This is a genomic window from Viridibacillus sp. NPDC093762 (assembly GCF_050279675.1).
Classification (GTDB): Bacteria; Bacillota; Bacilli; order Bacillales_A; family Planococcaceae; genus Viridibacillus.
In genome coordinates, this window is sequence record NZ_JBNNUK010000001.1 from 206,973 (window position 1) to 228,300 (window position 21,328).

At 36.5% G+C, this 21,328-nt stretch carries 23 protein-coding genes; all 23 read left to right on the top strand.

Features of this window, described 5'->3' with window-relative positions:
• The 23 genes from ACQKM9_RS00920 to ACQKM9_RS01030 all read left to right on the top strand — a co-directional run bounded on the left by ACQKM9_RS00920 (nucleotide 1) and on the right by ACQKM9_RS01030 (nucleotide 21,264).
• Complete coding sequence (locus tag ACQKM9_RS00920; protein WP_427731822.1) at nucleotides 1–675, top strand: response regulator; 675 nt, start codon at nucleotides 1–3, stop codon at nucleotides 673–675.
• A 459-nt stretch (nucleotides 676–1,134) separates the two neighbouring features.
• Nucleotides 1,135–1,782 carry a YybH family protein gene (locus ACQKM9_RS00925; protein WP_427731824.1) on the top strand — a complete coding sequence of 216 codons (648 nt, stop codon included), beginning with the start codon at nucleotides 1,135–1,137 and terminating at the stop codon, nucleotides 1,780–1,782.
• 160 nt (nucleotides 1,783–1,942) lie between these two features.
• Nucleotides 1,943–2,785 (top strand): DegV family protein, encoded by an 843-nt coding sequence (locus ACQKM9_RS00930; protein ID WP_427731826.1) that lies wholly within the window; start codon nucleotides 1,943–1,945, stop codon nucleotides 2,783–2,785.
• A gap of 134 nt (nucleotides 2,786–2,919) precedes the next feature.
• The gene (locus ACQKM9_RS00935; protein ID WP_427731828.1) at nucleotides 2,920–4,359 is read left to right on the top strand and encodes a DEAD/DEAH box helicase; all 1,440 of its coding nucleotides are present in this window, start codon (nucleotides 2,920–2,922) and stop codon (nucleotides 4,357–4,359) included.
• Nucleotides 4,356–4,958, top strand: coding sequence for a ComF family protein (locus tag ACQKM9_RS00940; protein ID WP_427731830.1), 603 nt, complete (start codon nucleotides 4,356–4,358; stop codon nucleotides 4,956–4,958). Before ACQKM9_RS00935 ends, ACQKM9_RS00940 begins: the two co-directional genes overlap by 4 nt.
• A gap of 127 nt (nucleotides 4,959–5,085) precedes the next feature.
• The gene (locus ACQKM9_RS00945) at nucleotides 5,086–5,508 is read left to right on the top strand and encodes a TIGR03826 family flagellar region protein (RefSeq protein WP_427731832.1); all 423 of its coding nucleotides are present in this window, start codon (nucleotides 5,086–5,088) and stop codon (nucleotides 5,506–5,508) included.
• A gap of 772 nt (nucleotides 5,509–6,280) precedes the next feature.
• Entirely contained in the window at nucleotides 6,281–6,544 is a 264-nt protein-coding gene (gene flgM, locus ACQKM9_RS00950; RefSeq protein WP_427731834.1) for a flagellar biosynthesis anti-sigma factor FlgM, read from the top strand.
• A gap of 18 nt (nucleotides 6,545–6,562) precedes the next feature.
• A complete protein-coding gene (locus ACQKM9_RS00955) occupies nucleotides 6,563–7,054 on the top strand; it encodes a flagellar protein FlgN (protein WP_427731836.1) in 492 nt (163 codons plus the stop codon).
• A 21-nt stretch (nucleotides 7,055–7,075) separates the two neighbouring features.
• On the top strand, nucleotides 7,076–8,662 hold the full coding sequence (flgK, locus tag ACQKM9_RS00960; RefSeq protein ID WP_427731837.1) for a flagellar hook-associated protein FlgK: 1,587 nt from the start codon (nucleotides 7,076–7,078) through the stop codon (nucleotides 8,660–8,662).
• Nucleotides 8,663–8,677: 15 nt separating this feature from the next.
• Nucleotides 8,678–9,559 (top strand): flagellar hook-associated protein FlgL, encoded by an 882-nt coding sequence (gene flgL / locus ACQKM9_RS00965; protein ID WP_427731839.1) that lies wholly within the window; start codon nucleotides 8,678–8,680, stop codon nucleotides 9,557–9,559.
• Nucleotides 9,560–9,676: 117 nt separating this feature from the next.
• Nucleotides 9,677–10,231 carry a DUF6470 family protein gene (locus ACQKM9_RS00970; RefSeq protein ID WP_427731841.1) on the top strand — a complete coding sequence of 185 codons (555 nt, stop codon included), beginning with the start codon at nucleotides 9,677–9,679 and terminating at the stop codon, nucleotides 10,229–10,231.
• A gap of 13 nt (nucleotides 10,232–10,244) precedes the next feature.
• Nucleotides 10,245–10,682: a flagellar assembly protein FliW gene (gene fliW / locus ACQKM9_RS00975; protein ID WP_427731843.1), complete on the top strand. Its 438-nt coding sequence runs from the start codon at nucleotides 10,245–10,247 to the stop codon at nucleotides 10,680–10,682.
• 4 nt (nucleotides 10,683–10,686) lie between these two features.
• Complete coding sequence (gene csrA / locus ACQKM9_RS00980; protein WP_427731845.1) at nucleotides 10,687–10,896, top strand: carbon storage regulator CsrA; 210 nt, start codon at nucleotides 10,687–10,689, stop codon at nucleotides 10,894–10,896.
• Between the two features lie 179 nt (nucleotides 10,897–11,075).
• Complete coding sequence (hag, locus tag ACQKM9_RS00985; RefSeq protein WP_427731847.1) at nucleotides 11,076–11,912, top strand: flagellin Hag; 837 nt, start codon at nucleotides 11,076–11,078, stop codon at nucleotides 11,910–11,912.
• A 139-nt stretch (nucleotides 11,913–12,051) separates the two neighbouring features.
• Complete coding sequence (gene fliB / locus ACQKM9_RS00990; RefSeq protein ID WP_427731849.1) at nucleotides 12,052–13,296, top strand: flagellin lysine-N-methylase; 1,245 nt, start codon at nucleotides 12,052–12,054, stop codon at nucleotides 13,294–13,296.
• A 59-nt stretch (nucleotides 13,297–13,355) separates the two neighbouring features.
• Nucleotides 13,356–13,742 carry a hypothetical protein gene (locus tag ACQKM9_RS00995; RefSeq protein WP_427731851.1) on the top strand — a complete coding sequence of 129 codons (387 nt, stop codon included), beginning with the start codon at nucleotides 13,356–13,358 and terminating at the stop codon, nucleotides 13,740–13,742.
• A 977-nt stretch (nucleotides 13,743–14,719) separates the two neighbouring features.
• Nucleotides 14,720–15,100 carry a flagellar protein FlaG gene (gene flaG / locus ACQKM9_RS01000; protein WP_427731852.1) on the top strand — a complete coding sequence of 127 codons (381 nt, stop codon included), beginning with the start codon at nucleotides 14,720–14,722 and terminating at the stop codon, nucleotides 15,098–15,100.
• Between the two features lie 15 nt (nucleotides 15,101–15,115).
• A complete protein-coding gene (locus tag ACQKM9_RS01005) occupies nucleotides 15,116–16,621 on the top strand; it encodes a flagellar hook-associated protein 2 (protein WP_427731854.1) in 1,506 nt (501 codons plus the stop codon).
• 37 nt (nucleotides 16,622–16,658) lie between these two features.
• The gene (gene fliS, locus ACQKM9_RS01010) at nucleotides 16,659–17,060 is read left to right on the top strand and encodes a flagellar export chaperone FliS (protein ID WP_427731856.1); all 402 of its coding nucleotides are present in this window, start codon (nucleotides 16,659–16,661) and stop codon (nucleotides 17,058–17,060) included.
• A complete protein-coding gene (locus tag ACQKM9_RS01015) occupies nucleotides 17,057–17,410 on the top strand; it encodes a hypothetical protein (protein WP_427731858.1) in 354 nt (117 codons plus the stop codon). Before fliS ends, ACQKM9_RS01015 begins: the two co-directional genes overlap by 4 nt.
• A 199-nt stretch (nucleotides 17,411–17,609) precedes the next feature.
• Nucleotides 17,610–18,002 (top strand): PilZ domain-containing protein, encoded by a 393-nt coding sequence (locus ACQKM9_RS01020; protein ID WP_427731860.1) that lies wholly within the window; start codon nucleotides 17,610–17,612, stop codon nucleotides 18,000–18,002.
• A 127-nt stretch (nucleotides 18,003–18,129) separates the two neighbouring features.
• Nucleotides 18,130–18,687, top strand: coding sequence for a ribosome hibernation-promoting factor, HPF/YfiA family (gene hpf / locus ACQKM9_RS01025; RefSeq protein ID WP_427731863.1), 558 nt, complete (start codon nucleotides 18,130–18,132; stop codon nucleotides 18,685–18,687).
• Nucleotides 18,688–18,873: 186 nt separating this feature from the next.
• A complete protein-coding gene (locus ACQKM9_RS01030; RefSeq protein WP_427731865.1) occupies nucleotides 18,874–21,264 on the top strand; it encodes an EAL domain-containing protein in 2,391 nt (796 codons plus the stop codon).
• Nucleotides 21,265–21,328 lie beyond the last annotated feature (64 nt).

Sequence of the window (21,328 nt, forward strand, 5' to 3'; positions counted from 1 at the left end):
ATGACAAAAATAATAATAGTAGATGATCACCAATTATTCCGTGAAGGAGTAAAACGTATTTTAGATTTTGAAGATACATTCGACGTAGTAGCAGAAGGCGATGACGGTACAGATGTTATCCAACTTTATGAAGAGTATAATCCAGATGTTATATTAATGGATATTAATATGCCTCAAAAAAATGGTGTTGAAGCAACAGCTGAACTTTTAGAGAAATACGCTGATGCAAAAGTTATCATGCTTTCTATCCATGATGATGAATCATATGTATCACACGCATTAAAATCAGGTGCACTTGGTTATATGTTAAAAGAAATGGATGCTGACGAAATCGTTGAAGCGATCAAAATTGTAGCTTCTGGTGGTTCATACTTACATCCGAAAGTAACTAAAAACCTAGTTGCTGAGTACCGTCGTTTAAGCGAACGCGAAAACAAAGGTTCATTCCATCAAACTGAAATTCGTCGACCATTCCATTTATTAACTAAACGTGAATGTGAAGTATTGCAATTATTAACTGATGGTCAAAGTAACCGTGCAATTGGTGAAACTTTATTCATCTCAGAAAAAACAGTTAAAAACCACGTATCAAGCATTTTACAAAAAATGAACGTAAATGACCGTACACAAGCTGTAGTGACAGCAATTAAAAACGGTTGGGTTGAAGTACGCTAATTGTTTAAAGCAATCAAGATGATGATAATCTAAATGACGCAAGTGAACATACCATTGCATTACTTGTGCTAAATTATGAATTAGCCTATTATTAAAAGTGCAGTTCAACTTTGAACATTGCGCAATGTCAGAGCCTGCATTTAAAACTTGAATAGTATTGGTCACTTTCTGCATTCTTATAATCTGCGATTAGCACTGCAAATTTATTTGCACGCATTCTATCATTATGTATTCGATGGTACCAAGCACAACCCTGTTTCTCTTTGTCGAGAAGCGGGGTTTTGTGTTTTTTGCAACTTTCAACATGCGACAATCGTCATCTATTTGTAAATATTTTTTTAAAAGAAATAGTGTTTTCATCGATAAAAAGGATTACGCTATTAGTTGGAACTTTGAATAAAGCTATTAATTTTTATACAATATGCAAATGTGCTACAATATCCGCGGGAGGTTTTGGAATTGATTATAAAAAAATGGTTGCTTGTCCCAGTATGTGCCTTATTATTAGTGGCATGTGGCAATGATGACAGCGCAACAAAAGAGAATACTGGTTCAGTCAATGATGGTGAGAACACAGCAACATCTAATGCTGTTGACCATAGTATTAAAGATAAAACTGAAAAAGAAACAAATGACGAAACTAAAACAGAAAAATCAGCAGCAACAGAAGAAACAAACGAAGACGATCAAGAGATAGGATTTGAAATGGTAAATGGCGAAGTAGAAGCGGCTAAAAATGTTCCTGCTGAAGAAGAAAAAGCTCTCCTTCAAGCATTTGATGAATACATTGCTGCTTTAAATGCAGAAGACCTAGAGCGCTATAGCAAAACACTTTCAAAAAACCCTACAGGCTTCGATTTAGAAGAAGATGTAGAATATCAAAAGCTAAACTTTGAAAATTTCGATATAAAACATACAGCAAAAGACGTCCATGTAGTTCAATATGATGAAAATGAAGCGCAACTTTTATCTCAAATAACTGTTGAAGTAGAATTAGAAAATGGCGAACCGTTTAAACAGGCAGCCAGAACAAACACTGTCTTTGTTAAAGAAGATGGCAAATGGCTAGTAACACGTGTTGCTGCTATTGGTGAAAAAATGGAATAAGAAAAGTAGCAGCTACTAATTAGACAAGTAGCTGCTTTTTTATTTTTTCGAAAATAAAAACGAATAATAGCGAAAAGTAACATTCTTTGTAAACACATTATTTATCATTTCACTTTCTTACGATATTAATATACTATTGAGGTAGGAGTGTGAACGATTTATGACAACTGCCATCGTAACAGACAGTACAGCATACTTAACTAAAGCCGAGCGTGAACAATATAATATTCGCATGGTTCCATTAAGTGTTGTTATTAAACATGAAACATTTGAAGAAGAAGTAAACATAACAACTACTAACTTTTATGATAAAGTACGAAATGAAAATGAGCTTCCAAAGACGTCCCAACCACCAATTGGTACTTTTGTGACATTATTTGACGAGCTCTCGAAAGAATATGATGAAATTGTGGCTATACACTTATCAAGTGGTATTAGCGGTACATATCAAGGCGCTTTACAAGCTGGAGAAATGGTCCAAGACATTGATGTCTATGGATTTGACAGTGAAATTTCATGTGCTGTTCAAGGATTATATGTATTGAAAGCTGGCGAAATGGCCAAAGACGGTGCATCAGCGAAAGAAATTTTAGAAGCTCTTGAAGAAATGCGTAAAACAATGCGAGCTTATTTCATGGTAGACGATCTGGCTCATTTACAAAGAGGCGGTCGCTTATCAGCAGCTCAAGCTCTAATAGGTGGACTTTTACAAGTTAAACCAATACTACATTTTGAAAACAAAGTCATCGTACCCTTCGAAAAAATTCGTACACGTAAACGTGCCCTTAAACGAGTAGAGGACATGCTCAGTGAAGACGCAGCGAAATACGATCAACTTGATGCAGTAGTAATACACGGTAACTGTGAAAATGAAGCGAAAGAATGGATGGCAACTTTGCAAGATAGATTCCCAAATGTTAACGTCAAATTAAGCTATTTTGGACCAGTTATTGGAACCCACCTTGGTGAAGGCTCTATGGGTCTTGGTTGGGTAAAAAAATAAAGTAAATGACTAACCTCCTTACAAAATGTAGGGTGGTTTTTTTGTGGATTTGGAACTTTATAATGGGTACTTGCAAACACATATAAATAATTGTAAAATAAATCCAAATACAACCCCTAGTAAGGAGTCAATATTTGCGAAAACGATTATTCAAGCAACGAAACAAATTCTGTCGTTATGTAGGTGCCTTAGAAAATCCGTCCTTACGCGACTTTCTAACAGGGCGTATTTGGCTACGTGAACATTCCCCCTTTTCAGATGAGCTAATCACCCAACACATCCAACTTGGCTACATCACTACTCTCCCTGGTGTGCAGAAAAACGCCAAAATGAAATCTCGATTTAAGCGTATGAACTACACATGTAATCGATGTGCAAACAACAATCCAAATCTATTTGTAACCTATTATTGTGCAGCTTGTGAGCAAACTTGTGTCTATTGTAGACATTGCATCAGGATGGGGCGTGTCAGTAGTTGCTCGGATCTCATAAGATGGATCGGACCAACACCTAGAAAATCAATTAAACACCAATTCTCATGGACAGGCACCTTTACACCTTATCAGCAAAAGGCTTCGAAAGAACTTATTGAAAGTATAAATGCAAACCGACCTCATCTAATCCATGCGGTTTGTGGTGCTGGGAAGACAGAGATCCTATTTCCAGCTATTTACGAATGTTTAAAGGAAGGAAAACGAATTGCTATCGCTACGCCTCGAACCGATGTCGTATTAGAGCTAGCACCGCGTATTCAACAAGTTTTCCCAAAGACAAAAACACAAGCACTCTACGGTGATGCAGATGTCGACAAGAATTACGCCCCGATTATTATTGCGACGACACACCAGCTTTACCGTTTTGAGGATGCTTTTGATACAATCATTGTCGATGAAGCCGATGCATTCCCATACACGCATGATGAAACTTTACAACTAGCGGTTATTAAAGCTAAAAAAAGTGATGTACCCATTATGTACGTGACAGCAACGCCATCAGAAAAACTAATCAATCAAATACAAAAACAACAGGGTGGCTATTCATTTATTCCTAGAAGATATCATGGGCATCTACTACCAGTGCCACGTTATGAATCGTTGTGGCGATACTCAAAACAAATTGAATCGACAAGACTACCCAAAAGACTTATTCAATGGACAAAAAAACAGCTCCAAGAAAATAAACCTTTTCTCATATTCTTTCCAACTATCGCTCTAATGGAAAAGGCCATCCCGTTATTTCAGCAATTGGAACCAAGCATTCAAGCTGTTCATGCAGAAGACCCAAATCGAAAAGAAAAGGTGTTAGAGCTCCGTGCAAAAAAAGTGAGGGGATTATTAACAACAACCATTTTAGAACGCGGTATCACAATACCTAACGTACAAGTGGCGGTAGTAGGAGCAGAAAGTGGTATCTTCACTTCAAGTGCACTCATTCAAATAGGAGGAAGAGTTGGACGCTCTTTCGACTGCCCAACAGGTGATCTTGTCTTCTTTCACCACGGTATCTCTGTTGAAATGGACCGAGCCACAAAAGAAATTAAACGTCTCAATAATACGGAGCTAATAACAATATGAATATGATTTGTTATCTATGTTCAAAGCCTTTAATAAGACGATTAACGTGGAAGCAACTGATTATGTATGAACAGCAAGCAGTCATTTGTCCTACTTGCTATAGTAAATTTGAGCTTGTTAAGCCCGAGGAACAAAAGTCTCCTGATATCCAAGCAATATTTCATTATAATGAAGCGATGAAAGACTTCCTTCATCAATATAAGTTTTTTAAAGATATGGTGTTAAAGGATGTATTTAGGTCTGAAATTGCTAAAGTACTGAAAAAAACTGACGCTGTTATTGTGCCAATTCCAATGCATCCAGAAAAAATAAAAACACGCACATTTGCCCATATTGATGAATTATTGAAAGCGGCTGGCATACCCTATACACATTTACTAGAGAAAATGTCAATTGAATCCCAATCATCTAAATCAAAAGTGGAACGTGAACAAAGCGCTCAGTTATTTCAATTAAAATCGAATAGTATAATTGAAAATCGACCACATATTTTAATAGATGATATAGTGACAACTGGGACCACTTTAAAACATGCCAAAGCGATACTCACTGCGGCTGGAGCACCTTCCGTAAAAGCATTTACCCTAATTCAAGGTTAGTCATAAAGATACAAAAAATCGTACGATTCTTTACAAACTCCCTGTCTTTTATAAATTTTAGGTTGATTTTACCGCCAATATAACTAGTATATTAAGTAGAAGAATTTAAATTCCAGGGGGTAAGAACATGGGTGAATTGCGAAGTTGTCCAAAATGTGGGGACTTTTATAACTATACTGGCATTAGAGAAGTTTGCGGAAAATGTGCACAAGATGAAGAGAAAATGTACGAGGTTGTATACCGTTTCTTACGCAAACGCGATAATCGATCAGCTACAGTTGAGCAAATTGTCGAAGCTACAGGTGTAGAAGAGGACTTACTACATAAATGGGTAAGGAAAGGTCGCTTGCAACCAGCTATGTTCCCAAACCTAGGTTATCCTTGTGACAGCTGCGGAGCTCTAACGACAAAAGGCAAGCTCTGCATTAAATGCCAAAGCGAACTAAAGTCCGAACTCAATAAATTCGAAGCAGCACGCGAATTTAGATCAAGCGTAGAAGACTCAGACCGAGCTACTTACTATGCCGACGCGAATAAGAAAAAGCAATAGAGTATAAATCTTCGCATACTTAGTATGTGGGGATTTTTTTGTTTGGGGGTTATTTTGTTTTTGAGTTAGGGAGCTGGTGAGTAGGGCCAAAGCGAGAGCGAGTAGGGCCAAAGCGGTAGTGAGTAGCGAGTAGCGCCAAAGCGAGAGCGAGTAGTGCCAAAACGGGAGCGAGTAGGGCCAAAGCGGGAGCGAGTAGTGCCAAAGCGGGAGCGAGTAGCGCCAAAGCGAGAGTGAGTAGGGCCAAAGCGAGAGCGAGTAGCGCCAAGCGAGAGTGAGTAGCGCCAAGCGAGAGTGAGTAGCGCCAAGCGAGAGTGAGTAGCGCCAAGCGAGAGTGAGTAGTGCCAAAGCGGGAGTGAGTAGGGCCAAAGCGGGAGCGAGTAGCGCCAAAACGGGAGTGGGTAGTGCCAAAGCGGGAGCGAGTAGCGCCAAAGCGGGAGTGAGAAGCGCCAAAGCGAGAGCGAGTAGTGCCAAAGCGAGAGCGAGAAGCGCCAAAACGAGAGCGAGTAGCGCCAAAGCGGGAGTGAGTAGGGCCAAAGCGGGAGTGAGTAGTGCCAAGCTAGGGTGAGAAGCGCCAAACCAAGAGCGACCAACCCCAAACAAACATCACCGAAAATGTCCGTCAAATACCCTCCCACAAATAAGGCATATAGCACTAGCAATTAAAAAACAGATTAGGATGTCTTTCGCTTTTATTACAAAATACTTAACATCGATATAAACTAACCGAAATAATGAATATATAAAAGGAACGATTGAGAGGAGGCCATTCTATATGAAAATTACCAACTATGGCGTGAACGCTGTAAACCCATATAAAAACCAGCCTGTAAAATCTGATTTTGCTAATAAATCGGTAGCGAATAAGGCAGATCAGCTAGAGATTTCATCAGCTGCAAAAGATCTTCAAGGAATCGTCAGCTATGCAGATGAAAGAGCTGAACGTGTACAAGCGTTAAAAGCACAAATCCAAGAGGGCAATTATAAAGTAGATGCAAAACAAGTCGCTTCAGATTTAATGAAATATTATCGCCCATAAGCAAAAGGAGTATGAGAAATGTCCATTGAAATGATTTTATCTATTTTGGATAAATTAGAAAAAATGCATAAGAGCCTGTTAGAACTTGCATATCACAAAACGGAGTTCATCAAAACAGGAGACATGGACGGACTCGATCAATTGCTCAAGGATGAGCAATCGCACGTAGCTGCCATCACACAGCTCGAGCAACAACGTCAGCAAGTGGTAACGGATTACCTTAAGGCAAAAGGAATTGCCTCTGCTGAACATGCAACTGTCGCTCAAGTAATGGAAGTAGCTGATACGCCAATTGAACAACTCAAATTAGACGAAGCACGCAAAAAACTGCTACTCGTCATCGAAACTCTTAAGCACCAAAACGACCTAAACCAAAAAATGATTTTCCAATCACTACAATTCGTCAACATGACACTAGATATGCTGCGCCCGCAACCAGATCAAATCAACTACTCACAAACCCAAGTTCGCGGCAGTAACTTAAAAACAAATTTTGACTCACAAGCATAGAAAAACAGAGGAGGAAATAAAATGCGCTCCACATTTATGGGATTAGAAACAAGTAAACGAGGCCTATACACACAACAAAGTGCCCTATATACAACAGGCCACAACATTTCGAATGCTAATACAATTGGCTACTCTCGCCAACGTATTAACATGCAAGCAACACTAGGTTATCCTGGGGCTGGTCTTAACGCTCCAAAGACTCCTGGCCATATTGGTACTGGTGTAGAAGCAGGTTCCGTACAACGTATTCGCGATGAGTTTATAGATAGGCAATATAGACAGGAAAACAATAAATTAGGCTATTGGCAATCCAAATCTGAAATTATCACACAGATGGAAGACGTCTTAAACGAACCATCAGATTACGGTTTATCCAAATCAATGGATGAATTTTGGGGATCTCTTGAAGATTTAAGCGCCCATCCAAATGACGGTGGAGCACGTGCGGTTGTCGTTCAGCGAGCTAAAGCAATAGCAGACTCATTTAACTATATGCATAAATCTCTTTCCGATATCCAAAAAAATACAGGAAAAGAAATTGGTGTTTCGTTGAAAGACGTAAACTCCATTCTTGAGCAAATTGCAAGTCTTAACAAACAAATACAAGCCGTCGAACCAAATGGCTATATGCCAAATGATTTGTATGATGCTCGTGATGTATTAATTGATAAACTGTCTAATTACTTTCCAATTGAAACACAAAGAGTACCTTCAGGTGGGAATGCTTTAGGTATTGCGGAAGGTTCATTAACAGTTTCGGTGAAATTAAATGGAAAAACTGTTGAATTAGTAAATGGAAAGGACTTCAAGCAATTTAGAACAACTCCATCAGAACCAACTGACGGTGTAACTCCTACTGGTGCAATTGAAGGATTATCTCTTGTGACAATTGATGCAGCAGGTAATGCAACTGTTGCCGATACAATTGCCTTTTCAGATTTAAATGAAACAGGAAAATTAAAATCACTCATAAATTCATATGGCTATATGGATAGCTCGATACCATCAGTTGAAAAAGGGCTTTTAACCGATATGATTGCGAAATTAAACTTAATGGCAAACTCATTTGCAGAGGAATTTAACAAGATTCATATGGGGGATGGATCTACTGACTATCCAAAAGGTTCAGATCTATATGGCAAAGAAGGTGGGGAATTCTTTGTTAGTACTACAGCAGGTGGTACAATAGACGCAGGCAATATTACGATTTCTAAAGATATTGTTGATGATCCCAACAAAATCGTAGCATCTGACTCAGCTCCAGGAACCCCTGAACCAGGTAACGGTAAATTCGCTTTAAAACTAGCCAATATGAAATTTGCGAGTTTAGCCGCTTTAGGTAATACAAGTGTACAAACCTATTTCACAGGGCTCATCGGACAACTTGGAGTAGATGGGCAACAAGCTTCAAAAATGCAATATAGTTCAGAGACATTACAACTTGCCGTATTAGAACGCCGTGCATCTGTAAGTTCTGTTTCACTAGATGAAGAAATGACGAATATGATTATGTTCCAACAAGCATACAATGCATCTGCTCGTATGATTACAGTGGTTGATGAAACGTTAGATAAAATAATTAACGGCATGGGCCGTACAGGACTTTAATAGGAGGAACATAAAATGCGCGTAACCCAATCCATGCTTTCAAGCAATATGCTACGAAATTTATCGAACAGTTACTCGAAAATGGGGAAACTTCAAAGTCAAATTGAGTCGGGAAAAAAAATAACTCGCCCTTCTGATGATCCAGTCGTTGCGATGAAAGGAATCGATTATCGAACTGCACTTGGACGAGTAGAACAATTCCAACGTAATATTGGTGAAGTTAATAACTGGCTAGACAGTACGGACGATGCTTTTGATAAAGTAGGTTCATCTCTGCAACGTGTACAGGAGCTAGTGACACAAGGGGCGAACGGTACTTTAACCGATGAAGATAGGGAGAAAATTCAAATTGAATTAGATCAGATTCAACAACATATCCAGAATATGGCGAATTCAAAAGTTGGGGATAAATATTTATTTAGTGGTACGCTAACGACTACGCCCTTATACGACGCTACAAATGGATATCCAGCAACTAGCGGAGATCCGACAAACCCTACTCCATTTGAAAAAAGTGTAGAAATTGAAGTGTTTGACGGAATTACCTTAAAAGTAAATACAAATGCCGTTGATGTATTTAAAAGTATAGATAAAATGTTCGAAGACATTAAATCCGGTGCCATAGATTTCAGCCAGGCAATCGGCGAAATTCAAAGTCAAACAGATGAAATCTTAACAATCCGTGCTGACATAGGTGCACGTCAAAATCGTGTAGAACTAATGGATAATCGTCTACAAACACAAGAGGTTATTGCGACAAAACAAATGTCTCAAAACGAAGACGTTGAATATGACAAAGCCATTACAGATATGATTACTCAAGAATCCATTCATCGTGCAGCCCTTTCAGTTGGCGCTCGTATACTTCAACCAACTTTAACTGACTTTTTACGTTAATATAAAATGCGGATGTCTCTAAATAAGAGGAATACATTCTTCTCGAGACACTTGGAAATACTAAAAAGCGTTTGGACACCATGTTCCAAACGCTTTCTTTTAAAGGGGGACGAAAAGGTGAATATCCCAAAACTTCAAATACACTCAACAAGAGCACTGCTAGGACTCAACATTCAAAAACCAGTCCAGCAAATTGAACAACCACAGGCAACTTTAGACATTCAGCAGCCTAAAGCGATTCAAACAATGCAAACGACAAAACCAAAACTTTCAATTGATACAGAACAAGCGCGTGCTGATATCGACTTGAAAAGCGTCCGCAGAAGAATGGAAGAGTTTGCAGCAGATGGTCACCAAGGCGTTCTAGAAGGCATCGGTCGCCGTGCAGAACAAGGTGGCGAACTAATGAGAATCGAAAATGGTGGAAATCCGATTAAATCACAAGCTCATTCATCTGGTCGTCAACCTTATTCGGGCTTAGGTATTCAATTCGTTCCATCCTATGGTAGTGTGAAAATCAGTTTTGAGCCCGGAAGTGTAGATATTCGTGTGGAACCACAACAAGTCATCAACAACTCTAGAGCAAATAAGCCGATCCATAACTACACGCCTGGAAAAGTAACGGGCGAGATGATCCAATATGCCACTCTTGATATAGATTGGCTTTTATAAGGAGCTAAATAAGATGAAAATACAAACAGCCTATATGGGTGAAATAGAAGTGGAAGCATCACAAATCATTTACTTTGAACATGGCATCCCGGGATTCGAAGATGAAAAACAGTTCGTATTACTACCAGTAGAGAGCAATGACATGTTTTTCGTATTGCAATCACTCGAAACAGCAGAACTAGCATTTATCATCACTAATCCATACACCGTCACAACAAATTATAGTTTTGAATTAGAAGATTCGATTGTACATGCCTTGCAAATTCAGGATGAAAAGGAAGTAGCGATCTTTGCAATTGTTTCTCTGAAAGAAACAATTGAACAATCGACTATCAATTTAAAAGCGCCAATCGTCTTAAATACAACAAACTATAAAGCAAAACAAGTTATTTTAAATAATGAAAACTTTGCGATTCGTCACCTACTTTCTACAGAAAGCATAAAGGGGTGATTTCATGTTAGTTTTATCACGTAAAGTCGGAGAAACAATTTGGATTGGGGAAGAAGTGGAAATCGTTATCTCAGAAGTAAAAGGCGATCAAGTCAAAATCGGCATTCGTGCCCCACGAAATATCGACGTCATCCGTGGCGAATTAAGAGAAGATGTCTCTACTTCCAATACAGAAGCGGTCATCCAAAATCTTGATATATTTAAACCGAAATAATAGTCATTAAAGATGTCGACAAAAAAAATAAAAAATAATTCAAAAACTATTAAACATATAAAATAGCTTCCGATAATATCTATGTAAGCAAGAAAAACGGGTCCTACCGGCTCCTATTCTTGACTAAATACAAATTGTTCACATGGATGTGAACAACATATTCCAAGGAGGAAACAAACATGATTATCAATCACAATATCGCAGCACTTAACACACACCGTCAATTAGGTAGCGCAACTAATGCACAATCTAAATCAATGGAGAAATTAGCTTCAGGTCTTCGTATTAACAGAGCTGGAGATGACGCTGCTGGACTTTCAATCTCTGAAAAAATGCGTGGACAAATCCGTGGTTTAGACCAAGCTTCTCGTAACTCACAAGATGGTATCTCGTTAATTCAAACAGCTGAAGGTGCCTTGAATGAAACGCATTCAATCCTTCAACGTATGCGTGAACTAGCGGTTCAAGCTGGTAATGAAGGAACGAATCAAACTGAAGATTTTAAAGCCATTAGTGACGAGGTTACTCAATTACAAAGTGAGCTAGATGGAATTGCTGAACGTACAGAATTTAATGGTAAAAAGTTGTTAGATGGTAAGTATGATTTTGATTTACAAATTGGAGCGAACACAAAACAACAACTTAATGTTAAAATTGAGTCTGGTGCTGGTAAAGGATTTAACTCAACAGACTTAGGTGTTGCAACTGGTGATTTAGTATGGGATGGAAAAAAAGCAAGCACTGATGCTAACTTAGCAAAAATTGATGCTGCAATTGGAAGTGTATCAAGTACTCGTTCAAATCTTGGAGCTAACCAAAACCGTCTTGAGCATACAATCAATAATTTAAACAACGCATCTGAAAACCTAACTGCTGCGGAATCTCGTATTCGTGACGTTGACATGGCAAAAGAAATGATGGAACAAACTAAAAACTCTATTCTTTCTCAAGCAGCTCAATCAATGCTTGCTCAAGCCAACCAACAACCACAAGGCGTACTTCAATTATTACGTTAATCTATATACTTTTCGAAAGAGAATTGGGATATTTCCCAATCTCTTTCTTTTTTTACAACACTAAAATAGACATCTTAATAAACTCCCTATGTATAAGGCATCGATTTTAGTGGTGTAACCTAAGAAGGAGCGTAATCATATGACACAAAAGACTAAAACTAGACCTATACTTACCCCACAATACATGAGTGATTTTTCTTGCATAGGTTCTGCTTGCGAAGATACTTGCTGTGCTGGATGGCGAGTAGAGATAGATGAGGATACTTACAAACAATATAGAAAAACACGTGATATTGAATTAAAACCTCTGCTAGACAAAAAAGTTACTAGACAGCGTTCTAAAGCTTCATCAGCAGCATATGCTAAAATCCAAATGGATAAAGAAGGTAAATGTTCATTTTTAAATGAGGAAAATCTATGTAAGATCCAGTTGAACCTAGGGCCTGATTTACTTTCTAATACATGTGCAATATACCCAAGAACATTAAATAAGGTTAACGGGATTATAGAAAAATCATTAACACTGTCTTGCCCAGAGGCGGCTCGTTTAGCATTATTAAATCCAAAAGGAATGGAATTCGAACAATTAGAAGAACATTCAGATACACGTGGCTATATTTCAAAGCAAATGGTTACCACAAATCCAAAGTTAAAAATCAATGTACAAAGCTATTTTTGGGAGTTGCGTATTTTTAGTATCCAAGTACTTCAAGATCGTTCATATACTTTATCGGAAAGATTAATTATTGTTGGAATGTTTATTAAAAAGGTACAAGAGCTTGTTGACAATGGGGACGTTCATCTTATTCCTGATAACATAGTACGGTATACGAATTTAATGGCGAATAAAGGAATAAAGGAATTGCTCTCTACCGTTTCCTCAAATATACAAATCCAAATTGAACTCTGTAAAGTTCTCGTAGACGCCCGCTTTAAGCAAGGTGTTAACAATCCTAGGTATATTGAGTGTTTACAAGAAATGCTGTTGGGTATTCAATATACAGAGGAAGCTAAGATTGAAGAAGTAACTAAAAAGTACGAAGAGTCATACGAATTATTTTATGAACCTTTTATGAGCGAGCATGAGTATATTTTAGAAAATTATCTTGTAAACCATGTGTTTAAGAATATGTTTCCATTGGGGCTAAAAACGCCATTTGAAGATTATGTAATGTTAGTAATACACTATTCAATGATTAAGTTGCATTTGATTGGTTTGGCGGGGTTCCATAAAGGATTAACTACAGATATAGTAATTAAACTAATCCAGTCCTTTGCAAAGACTATTGAACACAACGGTAACTACTTAAGTAAAGTATCGGATTTTTTAAAGGATAATGGATTTAACACCATGGCTTATATGACTATTTTAGTAAAGAATTAGTTGGACGAAAAGTACTCATTAAAAGAAATTAAATGAATAAACGAAACTGGTGATTTTGATTGAAACACTTAACAGAAGAACAATTGCATCTATGTCAGCAGTACTTAAACACAGTGTTTGGTATTGAAGAGGGGTTCGAATATGTCAAAGCTAGTTTTACTGATTTCAGTAAAACTGAAGGTGATTTAGTTTTATCTGATATTATTCAATCATTCTTCTCAATTGCCCAAACAAATATATTGCTTGAACGATTATTTATTGATGATAAAAAAATTCAACAAGCGATCAAACAATTTAAAGAAGTGACCGAAGCAGCTTTTATGTTAGAAGGTCATTTTGATCATTATGATACGAGAGTCAAGGTTGTAAATGATAATCTATATCCAACATTTTTTGCTTGGAGTGAATCTATTCAGGTTGCTTTGTCTAGAAATGTCACACAATAATGTGTTCTCTAGGTGTCTATATGCCCCCGAGTAATAAGAAAAATTTTTTGGGTAAACATAGGGTGAAGATATAGTCTATTCTATAATCGAAAGACATAGTTGTAAGTCAAGCCAACCAATAACTACAAGGAGTTCTTTAACAAAGATCATGGAATTAATCCATGGTCTTTTAAATTTCGGTAATATAAATGGCAAATAGTAAGTGTAATTATACCGGAATTCATTTCCGTTATTTGTAATAGTTATGATATATTGTGAAACTAATTCAGAAAAAATTGTAGAAATCACACTTACTAGATAGATTTTTGACGCATCTAAAAAAATCTTATACGAAAGATACTTTGAAAATGAAGCGGGTTTGAGAGCGATAGAAATCATAAAAGATATGGCGACTTTGCACTGGAAATTAATGAACTGGTCAAGTTGATAATGAAAATGTTAAAACTATTATGAATTTATTTAATTAGATTTTGTACTAGGTACCAACATGTATTTGGAGAATAAACGTGCTTAATTAGAGTAGAGTAATTGTGTTGTACACCACTTTAAGAATGTTAGATTTCGTCGAATTTATTTTGTCAAAGTTGGATATATAAATATAGCGGTGCTAGTCACCCGAACAAAAGTGAAAGTTCAAACAAACACGTTTGTCTGAATAATTGATGTAACTTATCCCTTGGACTTCGTTTTGGGGGATTTTAGTTTTGAAAAATAGAGAATAAATCAATCGGTAATTAAACCTTAACGAAAGTGAAGGATTAATAAATATGTTAATTTTAATGATCTGGAAATTACGATTCTTTAGATGAGAAAATAATATGAAATTTGTTGAAAATACTTTAATTTACGCCAAACTTGTCCTCAACAAATAAAGTAACTATGGATAAATTTTCTTATTTGGATAATTTTTATTAAAATCATTCATTCTCACCCGATATAAACGCTAAGAGTATGTATATAAAAGGAGGTAAGTTTGTGTGGTCAATCGATTTTCTGAGTCTATTTCGAATGTACAAGTAAACAAAACTTCACAAATAGCAGGTAGTTTAGATGGTGCGGAAAGTGTAAGTCCAGTTTCTAATTCGGTAATTCCCCAGACATTCTCACCTGATGAAGCAGAGCAAGAGTTTATCCCAGCTGATAAAGTGAAAAAGATGACGGATAGTATGAATAAGTTCTTGGAAAGTGCCAATAAAGAGCTGCGCTTCAAGTTTCATGAAGAGTTGCAGACATATTATGTAACTTTAGTGGATTCCAAAACAGATGAGGTTCTTCGTGAAATTCCATCAAAAAAGTTGATGGATATATATGCAGCCATGCTCGACTTTGTTGGAATCTTTGTCGACAAAAAAATATAAAGGGTTGGTGATAGTATGCGTATTAGCGGATTAGCTAGTGGCATGGATACGGATAAGATAATTAGTGATTTAATGAAGGCTCAGAGAGTTCCTTTAGATAAAATCACACAAAAAAAACAATATACACAGTGGCAATTGGATGATTATCGTACGGTTAATAGAAAGCTGAATGATTTCAGTAATAATATATTTGATACTATTTTGAAACCATCTACTTTTTTAGCGAAAAAAGTGAACATTTCCTCACCAGATGCGGTTAGCATTAAGGGGATAAATGCAACTACTGATTTTTCAGGAACTATAGCCATTTCTCAATTGGCATCTCAAGCTTCTATGCAGAGTAAAGACTCAATAGGTAAAGGTTTTGATACAAAAAAGACAATGAATGATCTAGGTTTTACAGGTACTGGTTCTATTACGATTAATGCAATTGCTGAGGATGGTACATTAAAAGCTGGAAAGGAAATTACGTTTGATCCAAGTGAGGATTCTTTAGAAACAGTATTAAAGAAAATCAATACTGAATCTGGCGTAACTGCTTTTTATGATTCATTTTCTGGCAAGATTGCACTGACAGCTAAAAACTCTGGAGATATTGGTGGAAAAGATAATGCTGAAATTGAAGTAAGTGGAGATTTGGCTACATTTTTTAAATTAGATTCTGATAATGTAGTAGCTGAATCTAATAAAAATGGTAAACTAGGAACGAATGCGGAATTCACTTTTAATGGTTTGGAAACGCAACGTAATAGTAATTCTTTCCAAATTAATGGCTTTGAAATTTCTTTAAAACAAGTGACGTCAATTCCAGTGTCATTTAGTTCTTCTCCTGATACGGATACAGTAGTTGACGCGGTAAAGAAATTTGTAGATGATTATAATAAATTGATTGAAGAATTAAATACTAAAGTGCGCGAAAAGAAATATCGTGATTTCCAACCTCTTTCTGACGAGCAAAAAAAGGATATGAAAGAGAAGGATATTGAGCTTTGGGAAGAGAAAGCTAAAAGTGGTACACTTAAAAACGAACCTATCTTAACAAGTATGTTGCAACAAATGCGTTCGGCTTTAGGGAGTACTATAACAGGAACTGCAGGAAAGATTAGCTTAAGTGATATCGGTATCAAGACAACAAAGGATTATTCAGCCAATGGTAAATTAGAAATAGATGAAAAAAAATTAAGAGAAGCCATCAATGCCGATCCAAATAAAGTATATGAAGTATTTGCAAAACCAGGTACTACGGCAAGTGATACAGGTGTAGTAACGAAAATGCGTGCAGTCATTACAGAAAGTCGTAAAAAACTGACAGAAAAAGCGGGGGGTTCGGGTTCAGTTAATACGTCATTTACTATTGGTCGTCAGCTTAAAGGATATGACGATCAAATTAGTAAATTCGAAGTTCGTCTTAAACAAATTGAAACACGTTATTACAAGCAGTTTTCTGCTATGGAAACAGCGATTCAACGTGCTAATTCACAATCAGCGCAGTTGATGAATGCATTTGGTGGCGGACAGTAACAGGATAGGGAACGTTTCAATAAGAGGAGTGTTTTTCATGGCTATGCATAATCCATATAAAGCTTATCAACAAAATAGTGTCATTCAATCTACCCCTGGTGAATTGACATTAATGTTGTATAATGGTTGCTTAAAATTTTTAAATCAGGCCAAAAAAGCAATTGAAATAAAAGATATCGAAATGAAAAATACGAATATCCAAAAGGTACAAAATATTATTCGTGAATTGATGATTACATTAGATATGTCCCATTCCGTCTCTGAAAATATGATGGCTTTATATGACTATATGTTAAATCTGTTAGTTGAAGCGAACATTTATAATGACATATCTAAAATTGATGAAGTGATTGGATTGACAACTGAATTCCGAGATACGTGGAAGCAAGTTATTCAAATTAACCGTCAAAAGCAATACGACCAAACAGGTGCAATATGATTCGCGACAGTTTATTAGCTTGGAAAAGTACAACGGAGTTATTGATACGTATTCTTGTAGTGCGTAAAGAGGAATTAGGAGACGGTGTTATTGAGCAAGTGGATCAATTGCTCAATAAACGAGATGAATTGCAGAAAACGATTCAAGTGCCTTTCACTGATCAGGAAAAAGCTTTTAGTCAAGAGCTACTCCAGATGGAAAAGAAACTAGATACAACGCTTAAAATGTATTTAAAAGACATTCGTGGAGATATCGAGGTACAACAGAAAAAGAAAGTGTCTGTACATGCTTATATGGACCCGTATAAAAAAGTGTTTAGAGACGGAACATTTTACGATAATAAAAATTAACATCTAAACCTGCCTTGAGTCATTATGGTTATCATATAAGGGATGTCATGACAATTGCTTAAACATTAGATGGCAAAAAATCAATTCAACCCTCCTCACCCCAATGAGGAGGGTTTTATAATCGTTTTTACCTATACATTTACCAATATAAACAATTTGTATATAATGGATTTTACATAAAAAGAGAAGGTGAGTTCTGATGAAATATAATCGCTTGGAGTCGTTTCGCCATATTCTTCAAGAGCCTGTGAAAGCGGAATTTCGTTTGTGTATGGATGGCAAAGAACAGGGTAAATTATCGAGTAAAGTGGACTGTTTGATTTTAGATATGAGTCCGAGTGGCTTGAGGTTATCGACACATTTAAATTTGCCTGCGGAGAATTATTTAATTCGAATGGAGTTAATGTTTGTTCTTTTTTCGAAGTCTATACGTACAATAGGTGAAGTGAAATGGAAAAAATCAGGTAATGGCTCGTATGTATATGGCATTGATTTAGAAGAAGATGAAGCGGTTGAAGAGATGATTATTTCAGAACTCAAAGCGAGACGACGCACTGAAGTGATTACTAATAAAACGTCTTCTGATAATTGAGTGTTCAATATTTCGACAAAATTCTGCAGAATTCCTAAATTTTTTAAAAGTTTTTTCCGGTTTAAGAAGGAGTTTTTAGGGAAATGTAGAATTAGTAAGACATGGTTGAAATAAAGGAGGAGTTTACATGCTAACATTTAACATTCGTGGTGAAAACATTGAGGTGACTCCAGCAATTCGAGAGTACGTTGAAAACAAGATCCAAAAAATGGAGCGTTATTTCAACGAAGATTTCGAAGCAACAGCTAACGTTAACTTAAAGCTTTACAATGATAAGCAAACTAAAGTTGAAGTAACTATTCCTATGAAAAACCTAACATTACGTGCTGAAGAGCGCAATGCAGATTTATATGCAGGGATCGATTTAATTATCAACAAACTTGAGCGACAAATTCGTAAGCACAAAACAAAAGTGAACCGAAAATTCCGTGAGCGTGAAGGTGTAGGCTATTACTTTGCTACTGTTCAACCACCGACTGCAGCGGCTGTTACTGAGGAAGAGGACGAATTAACAATCGTGCGTACTAAACAATTCTCATTAAAACCAATGGATCACGAGGAAGCTGTTCTTCAAATGAACCTACTTGGTCATGACTTCTTCATCTTTACAGATGCAGAAACAGATGGTACGAACATCGTCTATAAACGTAGCGATGGCAAATACGGCTTAATTGAAACTAACTAACCAATAAATATTTCACCCCTCTTTATTAGGAGGGGTGTTTTTTTTCGACAAAAAAGGAATTTCGTAAAATTATCTATATTGAAAATTCCTTTAATTTTCCAATTGGATATTTATATTGCAATATTTTTTCCATGTAATAAAATAGATATAGAATGGTTCTAATGTATTATTTGGTGAGGTGTGTTAGTGGTTAAAAAGTTTTGGCTGAATGAAATTAGCTTTACTTGGAAAGTTTTAGTGCCTATGTTAATCGTCGTACTTTCTTTTTTTATACTTACTGCAACTTATACATATTCGAATACAAAGAAAATACAATTACAACAATTGGAAAAGGAACTTTCACTTGAAATACAAAGCATTGAAAAGCAATTTTCAAATGAGTTATTTCAGAAAAGGTTGATTGCCGAGCGTATTGGTGAAATGAATGAAGTAGAAGCGTACTTACAAAAAGCGGATACACGTGACCATGCAAAATTTTATGACTCAAATAATTCTGTACAGAAATTATTAGATGAGGCTAAAAGTAAGAGTAGTTATATTGATCTTATGTGGATTACTGATGCAGATGGAGAATTTATGATAGGGAATTCAGGATTATTGGCTGAAGATATGATGGGTATAAAAAAACGTCCTGGGTTTACACTAGCTACAAAAAAAGAAGAAGTTTTTTATACAAAACCCTATCAAGATGAACATACGAAAACGCGTACAATTAGCGTGGTTTATCCAGTTACCTCAAATGATAAGCGGTTGGGCTATATAGGCATTGATATGGCTCTAAATAATATTTTACCTACCGCTAAATCAAGTGGTATTACGGGTCAAAATATCGTTCTCTTCTCTTCGGATGGACAAGTATTATTCGATGAGAATCACATGTGGCCATTATTAAAAAAAGAGCAAATTCCATTGAACATAAGCTCACCGGTCTCTATTGAAAAAGGTAAATATTATGTCGAATTACGTAAAGTGAGCAATAGTGATTGGATGATGGGTGTTTATGTTCCCGAAGAGAATGTTTTAGCACCTTTAAAGGACTTCCAAAAGAGAATTATTTTTTTCTGGTTGGTCGCTATTCTTATTTTACTTTTTGTCATTAAGGCTGTGATGACTTATTCAATGAAAGATTTTAATTCCGTAGTTGACCAATTAAAGTATATTGAAAAGGGAGATTATACAAAGAAGTTCAAAATTCAACGCCGAGATGAAGTAGGAAGAATAGCAGATGCAGCGGAACATATGGGTAAACAAATACATAAGCAGATGGAAATTTTGAATTTTCAAGCAAGCTTTGATATGCTAACTAAACTACCAAATCGCTCTTCCATTGAGCGTCGAATAGATGTCGGAATTCGTCATTGTCGCTTGCAAAATGAAGAAATGACTGTCGCTTTTATTGATGTTGATAATTTTAAGGATGTAAATGATACACATGGTCATGCTTATGGTGATGAGTTATTAATTCAAGTTGGACAACGTGTACAAACGAGGCTAAGTAAAAGTAGTTATCTAGGTCGCTTCGGTGGAGACGAGTTTATTTTATTACTTAAAGCAAATTGTGAAGCGAGTCGACAAAATCTAAAAGAAATACTGATATTATTCAATGAACCATTCAATTTGAATGGCCATGATGTATACGCTACTGCTTCTATAGGCGTTGCAATATATCCGAGTGATAGCATAACAAGGGCAGGGTTATTAGCGAAAGCAGATACGGCTCTTTATGAAGCGAAGAAACAAGGGCGGAACCGGATTGAGTTTTTCCAAGGTGAGATGCAGGAAAGTTTTGAAAAGAAAATGCGTTTAGAGGCTGGATTACGGACCGCGCTTGAAAATAATGAATTTGAGTTATTTTATCAACCCCAATTAAATGTTTCCTTAGGGTATATGGCGAGTGCAGAGGCCTTAATTCGCTGGAATCATCCAGAATGGGGAATGGTGTCACCTGATGAATTTATCCCGTTAGCAGAGAGTTCTGGCCATATACGTTCGATTGGTGCGTGGGTCATTGATGAAGGTATTAAGATGGCAAAAACGTTAAAACAACATTATCCTAGATTACATCGGATCGGTTTAAATGTTAGTTCTATACAACTGAGGGAACGGAATTTTGTAGAGCAAGTAAAAATGGCGATTGCAAAATACAATATTGACCCTTCTTTAATTGAGCTGGAAATTACAGAATCCGTTGTCATCGATCGTTTAGAGGAAACAATTGAAAAACTTTCAGCGTTAAAAAAATTAGGAATTGCTCTTGCTTTAGATGATTTTGGGACAGGTTATTCGTCACTTAATTATTTACGTCGTTTGCCAATTGATCGAGTTAAGTTAGATCGATCGTTTATTCAAGAAATGGATGAAGATCCTAAAATGGCAACAATGGTGCATTATATTATTGAAATGGCGCATAGTTTAGGACTGAAAGTTGTGGCGGAAGGTGTCGAAACAGAGAAACAAATGCAGATGTTAAATATGCTACAAGTGGACAAGATACAAGGGTATTTTTATAGTAGACCTATAACACAAGAAGGACTTTTCACATTTGTAGATGAAAAATATGGAGAAATTCAATTGTAAAATAACTAGGGTTCATTTGCACTAAGTATCAAATCAGTGTTAAAATGAGCTTTGAGACTATATG